At 71.0% G+C, this 9,584-nt stretch carries 7 protein-coding genes, 1 pseudogene and 1 riboswitch; of the genes and pseudogenes, 7 read left to right on the top strand and 1 reads right to left on the bottom strand.

Translation table 11 applies throughout. The features are described from left to right. The 5 genes and pseudogenes from BG482_RS39540 to BG482_RS39520 form a co-directional block, all read left to right on the top strand. Positions 1-679, top strand: a pseudogene (locus BG482_RS39540) (flavodoxin-dependent (E)-4-hydroxy-3-methylbut-2-enyl-diphosphate synthase); the annotation flags it as partial. 30 nt (positions 680-709) lie between these two features. Then, a complete protein-coding gene (dxs, locus tag BG482_RS39535) occupies positions 710-2,644 on the top strand; it encodes a 1-deoxy-D-xylulose-5-phosphate synthase (protein ID WP_069774053.1) in 1,935 nt (644 codons plus the stop codon). Further along, a complete protein-coding gene (locus BG482_RS39530) occupies positions 2,641-4,026 on the top strand; it encodes an aspartate aminotransferase family protein (RefSeq protein ID WP_069774052.1) in 1,386 nt (461 codons plus the stop codon). The genes dxs and BG482_RS39530 overlap by 4 nt, the downstream gene beginning before the upstream one ends. Positions 4,027-4,118: 92 nt before the next feature. Then, positions 4,119-4,751 carry a helix-turn-helix domain-containing protein gene (locus BG482_RS39525; protein WP_069774051.1) on the top strand — a complete coding sequence of 211 codons (633 nt, stop codon included), beginning with the start codon at positions 4,119-4,121 and terminating at the stop codon, positions 4,749-4,751. After that, positions 4,748-4,870 carry a DUF6126 family protein gene (locus BG482_RS39520; protein WP_069774050.1) on the top strand — a complete coding sequence of 41 codons (123 nt, stop codon included), beginning with the start codon at positions 4,748-4,750 and terminating at the stop codon, positions 4,868-4,870. Before BG482_RS39525 ends, BG482_RS39520 begins: the two co-directional genes overlap by 4 nt. Before the next feature lie 37 nt (positions 4,871-4,907). Here BG482_RS39520 and BG482_RS39515 read toward each other — a convergent pair whose 3' ends face one another. After that, positions 4,908-5,705, bottom strand: coding sequence for a tyrosine-protein phosphatase (locus BG482_RS39515; protein WP_069774049.1), 798 nt, complete (start codon positions 5,703-5,705; stop codon positions 4,908-4,910). Positions 5,706-5,917: 212 nt separating this feature from the next. Between BG482_RS39515 and BG482_RS39510 the strand changes: the two genes are divergently transcribed. Together BG482_RS39510 and BG482_RS39505 are read left to right on the top strand one after the other, a co-directional pair. After that, positions 5,918-7,993: an alpha-galactosidase gene (locus BG482_RS39510; protein WP_069774048.1), complete on the top strand. Its 2,076-nt coding sequence runs from the start codon at positions 5,918-5,920 to the stop codon at positions 7,991-7,993. A 269-nt stretch (positions 7,994-8,262) separates the two neighbouring features. Then, positions 8,263-8,456: riboswitch (cyclic di-AMP (ydaO/yuaA leader) on the top strand. A gap of 4 nt (positions 8,457-8,460) precedes the next feature. After that, positions 8,461-9,408: a LysM peptidoglycan-binding domain-containing M23 family metallopeptidase gene (locus BG482_RS39505; RefSeq protein ID WP_069774047.1), complete on the top strand. Its 948-nt coding sequence runs from the start codon at positions 8,461-8,463 to the stop codon at positions 9,406-9,408. Positions 9,409-9,584 lie beyond the last annotated feature (176 nt).

The raw sequence follows: 9,584 nt of genomic DNA, 5'->3' as shown, positions 1-9,584 counted from the left end.
AACCCCTCGTGAGCAGCATCGAGGAACTGGCGTCCCTCTTCGAGGAGCACGACTTCCGCGACATCAAGATCTCGGTCAAGCACAACGACCCGGTGGTCATGATCGAGGCCTACCGGCAGCTGGCCGCGCAGTGCGACTATCCGCTGCACCTCGGTGTGACCGAGGCCGGTCCCGCGTTCCAGGGCACGATCAAGTCGGCCGTCGCCTTCGGTGCGCTGCTCTCCCAGGGCATCGGCGACACCATCCGTGTCTCCCTGTCGGCTCCTCCGGTCGAGGAGGTCAAGGTCGGCAACCAGATCCTGGAGTCGCTGAACCTCAAGCAGCGTGGTCTGGAGATCGTCTCCTGCCCGTCGTGCGGCGGGCCCAGGTCGATGTGTACAAGCTCGCCGAGGAGGTCACGGCCGGGCTGACCGGCATGGAGGTGCCTCTCCGGGTCGCCGTCATGGGCTGTGTCGTCAACGGTCCCGGCGAGGCCCGTGAGGCCGACCTCGGGGTCGCCTCCGGCAACGGCAAGGGCCAGATCTTCGTGAAGGGCGAGGTCATCAAGACCGTCCCCGAGTCGAAGATCGTGGAGACCCTCATCGAGGAGGCCATGAAGCTGGCCGAACAGATGGAGGAGGAAGGCGTCGCTTCCGGCGCCCCCGCCGTCACGGGGAAACCGGCCGTGACGGTGAGTTGAGGCAAGGCACGGACCGAGAGGGGGCCCGACGTGACGATCCTGGAGAACATCCGGCAACCACGCGACCTGAAGGCGCTGTCCGAGGCGGAACTCGGTGAACTGTCCGAAGAGATCAGGGAGTTCCTGGTGCATGCGGTGGCCAGGACCGGCGGCCACCTCGGCCCCAACCTGGGCGTGGTGGAGCTGACCGTCGCCCTGCACCGGGTCTTCGAGTCCCCGGCCGACCGCATCCTGTGGGACACCGGGCACCAGAGCTATGTGCACAAGCTTCTGACCGGACGTCAGGACTTCTCCAAGCTGCGCGGCAAGGGAGGTCTGTCCGGCTACCCCTCGCGCGAGGAGTCCGAGCACGACGTCATCGAGAACAGTCACGCCTCCACCGCGCTCGGCTGGGCCGACGGCCTCGCCAAGGCCCGCCAGGTGCGGGGCGAGAGAGGGCACGTGGTCGCCGTCATCGGCGACGGCGCGCTCACCGGCGGCATGGCCTGGGAGGCCCTCAACAACATCGCGGCGGCCAAGGACCGGCCGCTGATCATCGTCGTCAACGACAACGAGCGCTCGTACGCCCCGACCATCGGCGGTCTCGCCAACCACCTGGCGACCCTGCGCACGACCGACGGCTACGAGAAGGTGCTGGCCTGGGGGAAGGACGTGCTGCTGCGCACCCCGGTCGTCGGCAACACGGTCTACGAGTCGCTGCACGGCGCGAAGAAGGGCTTCAAGGACGCGTTCGCGCCGCAGGGCATGTTCGAGGACCTCGGCCTGAAGTACGTCGGCCCGATCGACGGACACGACCTGGCGGCCGTCGAGTCCGCGCTGCGCCGGGCCAAGCGCTTCCACGGTCCGGTGCTCGTGCACTGCCTGACCGAGAAGGGGCGCGGCTTCGAGCCGGCCCTCGCGCACGAGGAGGACCGCTTCCACACCGTCGGCGCGATGGACCCCCTCACCTGCGTGCCGCTCGCGCCGGCCGGCGGGCCGTCGTGGACGTCCGTCTTCGGCGACGAGATCGTGGCGATCGGCGAGGAACGCGACGACGTCGTGGCGATCACGGCGGCGATGCTGCACCCGGTGGGCCTCGGCAGGTTCGCCGAACGCTTCCCCGATCGCGTGTGGGACGTCGGCATAGCCGAGCAGCATGCGGTCGTCAGCGCGGCGGGCCTGGCGACCGGTGGTCTGCACCCGGTCGTGGCGGTCTACGCCACGTTCCTCAACCGGGCCTTCGACCAGCTGCTGATGGACGTGGCCCTGCACCGCTGCGGGGTCACGTTCGTGCTGGACCGGGCCGGGGTCACCGGCGTCGACGGCGCGTCCCACAACGGCATGTGGGACATGTCCGTGCTCCAGGTGGTGCCGGGACTGCGCATCGCGGCTCCCCGCGACGCCGGCCAACTGCGCGCCCAGCTGCGGGAGGCGGTCGCGGTGGACGACGCGCCGACGCTGCTCCGTTTCCCCAAGGAGTCGGTCGGACCGGACGTGCCGGCCGTCGACCGGGTGGGCGGCATGGACGTGCTGCGCCGGGCCGAACGGCCGGACGTGCTGCTGGTGGCGGTCGGTGTGATGGCGCCGGTGTGTCTGCAGGCCGCCGAGCTGCTCGCGGCGCGGGGCCTCGGCTGCACGGTGGTGGACCCCCGGTGGGTCAAGCCCGTCGACCCGGCGCTGCCCGGCCTCGCCGCCGGACACCGGCTGGTGGCCGTCGTCGAGGACAACAGCCGTGCCGCCGGTGTCGGCTCGGCGGTGGCGCTGGCCCTGGGCGACGCCGACGTCGACGTCCCCGTACGCAGGTTCGGCATCCCGGAGCAGTTCCTCGCGCACGCCAAGCGGAACGAGGTGCTCGCCGACATCGGGCTCACGCCCGTCGAGATCGCCGGCCGGATCGGCGCCTGCCTGGCGGTGAAGGACGCCGGGTCCGGCGCCGGCGCGGCGGCCGGCCCGGTCGAGGAGCCAGTCAAGGAGAAGGCGGAATGACCACGGAGTTCGACCTCGGCGTCCTGCTGGCCGAGCGCGGAGCCGAGCGCTACGAGCTGCACGGCAGGTACCTCAACCACCAACTGCCGCGCATGCTGCACACCATCGGCTTCGACAGGGTCTACGACCGTGGCGAGGGCGCGTACTTCTGGGACGCGGACGGGAACGACTACCTGGACATGCTCGCCGGGTTCGGGGTCATGGGCCTGGGGCGCCATCACCCCGTCGTCCGCAAGGCGCTGCACGACGTCCTGGACGCCCAGCTCGCCGATCTCACCCGCTTCGACTGCCAGCCGCTGCCCGGCCTGCTGGCCGAGAAGCTCCTCGCGCACAGCCCGCACCTGGACCGCGTGTTCTTCGGCAACAGCGGCACCGAGGCGGTGGAGACGGCGCTCAAGTTCGCCCGCTACGCGACGGGCCGCCCGAGGGTCCTGTACTGCGACCACGCCTTCCACGGGCTCACCACGGGCTCGCTGTCGGTGAACGGCGAGTCGGGCTTCCGGGACGGGTTCGCGCCCCTGCTGCCCGACACGCCCGTCCCGCTCGGCGACCTCGACGCGCTGGCCGCGGAGCTGGCCGTCGGGGACGTCGCCGCCCTGATCGTCGAGCCGATCCAGGGCAAGGGGGTGCACGAGGCGCCGTCCGGCTATCTGCGCGCCGCCCAGGAGCTGCTGCACCGGCACAAGGCGCTGCTCGTCGTGGACGAGGTGCAGACCGGCCTCGGCCGGACCGGCGACTTCTACGCCTACCAGCACGAGGACGGCGTCGAGCCGGACCTGGTGTGCGTGGCCAAGGCCCTTTCCGGCGGGTACGTCCCGGTGGGCGCGACGCTCGGCAAGGACTGGATCTTCAAGAAGGTCTACTCGTCGATGGACCGGGTGCTGGTGCACTCGGCGAGCTTCGGCTCCAACGCGCAGGCCATGGCGGCCGGGCTCGCCGTGCTGGCCGTCATGGAGAACGAGCAGATCGTCGCGAACGCCCGGCTGACGGGCGACCTTCTGCAGTCCCGGCTGGCGGCGCTGAGGGACAAGTACGAGCTGCTGGCCGACGTGCGCGGCCGGGGGCTGATGATCGGCATCGAGTTCGGCAGGCCCCGCTCGCTGAAGCTGCGCAGCCGCTGGACCATGCTCCAGGCGGCTCGCAAGGGGCTGTTCGCGCAGATGGTGGTGGTGCCGCTGCTGCAGCGGCACCGGATCCTCACCCAGGTCTCCGGCGATCACCTGGAGGTGATCAAGCTGATCCCGCCGCTGATCATCGGCGAGGCGGAGGTCGACCGGTTCGTCGACGCCTTCACCGCCGTGATGGACGAAGCGCACAGCGGCGGCGGGCTGATGTGGGACTTCGGCAAGACGCTGGTGAAGCAGGCGGTGGCCAACCGCTGACCGGCGGGCGGGCCGTGATCGCTGCGAGGCGCGCGGTTTGCCTCTGAGGCAAGGAATTTGCCGCAGAGGCAAATCCGGCGTGCAATGGAGACATGCACTCGCCCGAGTCAGAGCCCCCGGCACAGGAGGTCGAGACTCTTCACGCCGTCGCTCCCCAGCTGCGCGCCCTGCGCCGCCGGGCCGCCCTCACCCTGGAGGCCGCGGCCCGCGACGCCGGACTGTCGCCCGCCCATCTCTCCCGTCTGGAGACCGGACAGCGCCAGCCTTCGCTGCCGATGCTGCTCACCCTCGCGCGGGTCTATGGTACGACCGTCTCGGATCTGCTCGGGGAGACGGTCGCCGACCGCGACGCCGTGGTCCGCGCCGCCGACATGGAGCCGACCCGCGCGGGCGGCTGGACGTACTGGCAGGCCGGCGCGTCCGGGCGCGGGATGCAGGCCCTGCGCGTCCACGTCCCCCACGGCTCCCAGGGCGACATCGTGCGCGTCCACCCCGGGGAGGAGTGGCTGCACGTCCTGCGGGGCCGGCTGCGGCTGCGCCTCGGGGACACCACGGACCTGCTGGGCCCGGGTGACAGCGCGCACTTCGACTCGCTGACCCCGCACCGCATCGCCGCCCAGGATCCCGACGGCGTCGAGCTCCTTTTCGTCCACACCCTGTTGCAGAGCCCCTCCGCCACGCTGTGCCTGGGGCCCGACCCGTCAGAGAGCCGAGTGACGCCATGAGCGACTACGAGGAGAAGTTCCCCCGCACCCTGTGGATCCGGCTGATCATCTACATCGCCGTCGGGCACCTCTTCGCGGCGTTCCTGTGGCTGCTGTTCGAGGTGGGGACCAGCCAGTAGACCGGCGCACACAGGCCGGGCGGCCGGGCGGGCGGCGTCAGTCGAGCAGCCGCTCCCGCAGCCGCTCGCGGGTCTCGGGAGAGAGCCCGAGACCCTGCTCCAGATAGGCGTCGACCCCGCCCCAGGTCTCCTCCACGGTCTCGAACGCCGCCGCCAGGTACTCCGCACGGGCGTCGAAGAGGGGGCTCAGCAACTCCATGATCTCGGGGGAGTAGGCCTCACCCGAGGTGGAGCTGCGGCGCACCTTGTAGCGGCGGTGCCGCGCGTTGGACTCCAGGTAGTCGCCGAGGATCGCGTCCTGCTCCACGCCCACGGCCAGCAGCGTCACCGCGACGGACAGGCCCGCGCGGTCCTTGCCCGCCGCGCAGTGCATCAGCGCCGGGAGGCTGTCCTGGGCGAGCGAGTGCAGTACCCGCGCGTGCTCGGCCGTCCGCTCCTTGACGATCGTGCGGTACGAGGCGATCATCCGGCCCGCGGCCTTGCCGTCGCCGAGGATCTCGCGCAGCTGGTCGACATGGCCGTCGCGGACCATCTTCCAGAACTCGGCGCCGTCCGCCGGGTCCGACAGGGGCAGGTTGACGTTGCGCACGCCCGGCAGTTCGACGTCCGGCCCCTCCAGCTTCTGGTCCGCAGCGTTGCGGAAGTCGAAGATCGTGTGCAGGCCGAGGCCGGACAGGAACGCGGCGTCCTCGTCGGTCGCGTGCGCGAGATGACCGCTGCGGAACAGCACGCCGTGGCGCACGCGCCGGCCGTCCACGGTCGGCAGACCGCCCACGTCCCGGAAGTTGCGCACGCCGGCCAGCTCGGGCTCGGTCGACGGGATCTGCTGCGTCACTGGGGCTCCCTCCCTGTCGGTCTCCGTCGGCGCGGCTCGGGGTGGCCGACGGGACACCACGTCGACGATACGACATGGGTTCCCTGGGCAACGGGTTGTCCACAGGGCGTCCGCCCAGGTGAGAGTCCTGTCACCGGGGAGTTGCCCAGCGGGCCGACCGCACTCGATGATGTCGGTGTTTGATCGCACCTGTTCGAATCAGTGGGGGTTTGATGCCCGAGATCGCCGACAACGGCCGTACGTGGCTCCTTTCGGGGCCGACGAGCAGCTATGCCCTCCATCTCACCGAGGCCGACGAGCTGATCCATCTGCACTGGGGGCCGCGCATCGCGCTCGCGGACGCCGAGGCCCTCGCCGCGCTCGGCCCCTCGCCGCGCGGAGCGTCCTTCGAGGCCCCGCTCGACGGGCACGAGGAGTACCCGGTCGAGGGCGGCCCCCGCTTCGTGCGGCCCGCCCTGTCCGTGCGCACCGACGAGCGGCGCGGCACCGAGTGGGCCTTCGAGGCGCACGAGAGCGACGGCGACGAGCTCCGGCTGCGCTTCCGGGACGACGGGCTCGCGCTCACCCTGCACTACCGGATGCGCGGCGACGTCGTCGAGCGGTGGACCACCGTGCGCAACGAGGGCGATGGGCCCCTCGAACTGCTCCGCGCGGACTCGGCCACCTGGACCCTGCCGCTGCGCGACGAGTGGCGGCTGTCGCAGCTGCACGGCCGCTGGGCCGCCGAGTCGCGGCTGACGCGGACCCCGCTCACGTACGGCGAGAAGGTCATCGGCAGCCGCCGCGGGCACACCGGACACCAGCACCTGCCCTGGGTCGCCCTCGACACCGACGCGACCGAGGAGCGCGGCGAGGTCTACGGCTGCGCCCTGGGCTGGTCCGGCTCCTGGCGCATCGCGGTCGCCCAACTCCCCGACGCGCGCGTGCAGATCACCGGCGGGGCGGGATACGACGACTCGGGCCTGCTGCGCCTCACGGCCGGCGAGGCCTTCACCACGCCCGTCTTCGCCGGTCTGTGGAGCGACGCCGGTTTCGGCGGCGCGAGCCGCGCCTGGCACGCCTACCAGCTTGCCCACGTCGTCCCGGACGCCGAGCAGGACCGGCCGGTGCTGTTCAACTCCTGGGAGGCCACCTACTTCGACATCTCCGAGGAGCAGCAGGCCACCCTCGCCCGGCGGGCCGCGGCGATCGGCGTCGAGCTCTTCGTCGTGGACGACGGCTGGTTCGGCGCGCGCACCGGCGACCACGCCGGACTGGGGGACTGGCAGCCCAACCCCGACCGCTTCCCCAACGGGCTGAAGCCCCTCGCGGACCACGTGCACGCCCTCGGCATGCAGTTCGGCATCTGGGTCGAACCGGAGATGGTCAACCCCGACAGCGACCTGTACCGGGCGCATCCCGACTGGGTGCAGTTCCAACCGGGACGAAAGCGGACGGAGTTCCGCAATCAGCTGATGCTGAACCTCGCGCGCGAGGACGTCCAGGAGTATCTGTGGGGGCAGCTCGACGGGCTGCTGTCCAGTGCGCCGATCGACTACGTCAAGTGGGACTTCAACCGCTGCTTCACCGACGCCGGCTGGCCGGACGACCCCTACCCGCAGCGCCTGTGGGTCGACCACGTGCGGGCCTTGTACAGCCTGCTGGACCGGCTTCGGGCGGCCCATCCGGGCGTGGCCTTCGAGTCCTGCTCGGGCGGTGGCGGCCGCGTCGATCTCGGCATCATGAGCCGCACCGACCAGGTGTGGACCTCCGACAACACCGACCCTCTCGACCGGCTGGACATCCAGCACGGCTTCAGCCAGATCCACCCCGCGCGGGTCATGGCGGCGTGGGTCACCGACAGCCCCAACACGCAGCTCAACGGCAGGGTGAGCTCCCTGCGCTTCCGGTTCGTCAGCGCCATGGCAGGGGTGCTCGGCGTCGGCGGCGACCTCTCCGAGTGGAGTGAGGAGGAGCTTGCCGAGGCGCGTCGATGGGTGGATCTCTACAAGGACATCCGGCCGCTCGTGCAGCATGGCGACCTCTACCGGCTGCGCCCTCCGGCGGGCGGGCTGAGCGCCGTGCAGTACGTGCGCGGCGACGAGAGCGTCGTCCTCGCCTGGCTGCAGACCCAGCGGTTCGGCGAGCCCGCCCCCGTGCTGAGGCTGCGGGGACTCGACCCGACGGCGTCGTACGAATGCCGTGAAACGGGCGAAGTGCACCGGGGTGCGGTATTGCTGCACCACGGATTGCGCACCGGGCTGCGGGGCGACCTCGATGCGACGGTTATCCGCCTGCGTCGCATCTGAGGTATCTGTCCGAAATGAATCCTTCGTTCCAACTCGCCGGGAAATAGGGGGACCTGGAGAGTCGTCACGTGAGCAGCGTCATATCCGTGACCCAGAGTCGCCCGTCATGTTCACGTAATTCGCAGGCGTTTACAGGGCGCTTGGCGGTAAGCGCGTGGCGTGTTTCACGCAGTGTGACGGGGTATTCCCATCGGGGATCAAGAGAAACGCGTGAACAGCGCAACCTCTGCTTGTCTCCGTGCGTCTGGGTCGCTTACGTTCCACCCCAATCCGGACGGACGCCGAATCCTGCCACCGCCCGGATCCCGCACACTCACCCGTGCATGGCAGGAGCGGGGGACCCACAGGCACAACCGCCTGTTCCGGTCTCCGGAACAGGCTCGGGGTCAAGTCGCGCCTCGGCGCGGCCGGACATCTCCAGTCCGCACCCGACAGCTCACCTCGCAGGCGCCGGAGAGGAATTCGTCATGCCCGCGAAGGGTAAGCACCGCCGTCCCAAGGCCCAGCGTTTCGCCCGTTCCATAGCCGTCGCCGGAACGGGCGGCGCCGCACTCGCCCTTCCGCTGATGGGCGCTTCCGGCGCTCACGCGGCCACCCCCGAATCGGTTTCGCAGATTTCCGCACAGCCGGTCGCGAAGGCGGTTTCGGAAAAGGCCGTCCAGCCCGCCGGGGCGACCCACAAGACCGCCAGTGGAAAGACCTACACCGTGCGGTCCGGCGACTACCTCTCGAAGATCGCCGACGAGCAGAACGTCCGCGGTGGCTGGCAGCGGCTGTACCAGGACAACCGGGCGGCCATCGGCGACGACCCGTCGCTGATCCACCCCGGCCTCAAGCTGTCGATCGGCGCGAAGGCCGCGTCCGGCGCCCACAAGTCGTCCGGCTCGTCCTCGTCCTCGGCCCGTAAGTCCTCGTCCTCCACGGGTTCGTCGAAGGCTTCGGAGTCCAAGGCGTCCGCGAAGTCGTCCGCCGCGAAGGTGACCCAGGCCGCCGAGACCAGCTCCAGCGGTTTCGTCCTGCCCGTGGCCGGCGCCACCATCGGCACCCCGTACCACCAGGCGGGCAGCATGTGGTCCAGCGGGTACCACACCGGTGTGGACTTCGTCGTCCCGACCGGCACCCCCCTCAAGGCCGTGGGCGAGGGCACCGTCGTGTCCGCGGGCTGGGGCGGCGCGTACGGCAACCAGGTCGTCATCAGGCTCGCCGACGGCTACTACGCCCAGTACGGCCACCTCTCGCAGTTGTCCGTCTCCGCCGGCCAGAGCGTGACCGCGGGCCAGCAGGTCGGCCTGTCCGGGGCGACCGGCAACGTGACCGGCCCGCACCTGCACTTCGAGATCCGCACCACGCCGGACTACGGCTCGGACGTGGACCCCATCGCCTACCTGCGCTCGCACGGCGTCACCGTCGGCTGACCCCCCGACTGCCTCCGCCTGACACGCCGTCGAAGGCCGGACCCCGATCGGAAGATCCGGGGCCCGGCCTTCGACGTGCCCGGGTCCCGCCGCCCCGCTGAACCGCCGCCCCGCCTACCCGCTGACGCCGGCGACCCGGCGGCCCGGCGGCCCGGCGGCCCGGCGGCCCGGCGGCC

This window comes from Streptomyces sp. LUP30 (assembly GCF_001746365.1).
Lineage (GTDB): Bacteria > Actinomycetota > Actinomycetes > Streptomycetales > Streptomycetaceae > Streptomyces.
This window is presented reverse-complemented; position numbering and strand designations above follow the sequence as displayed.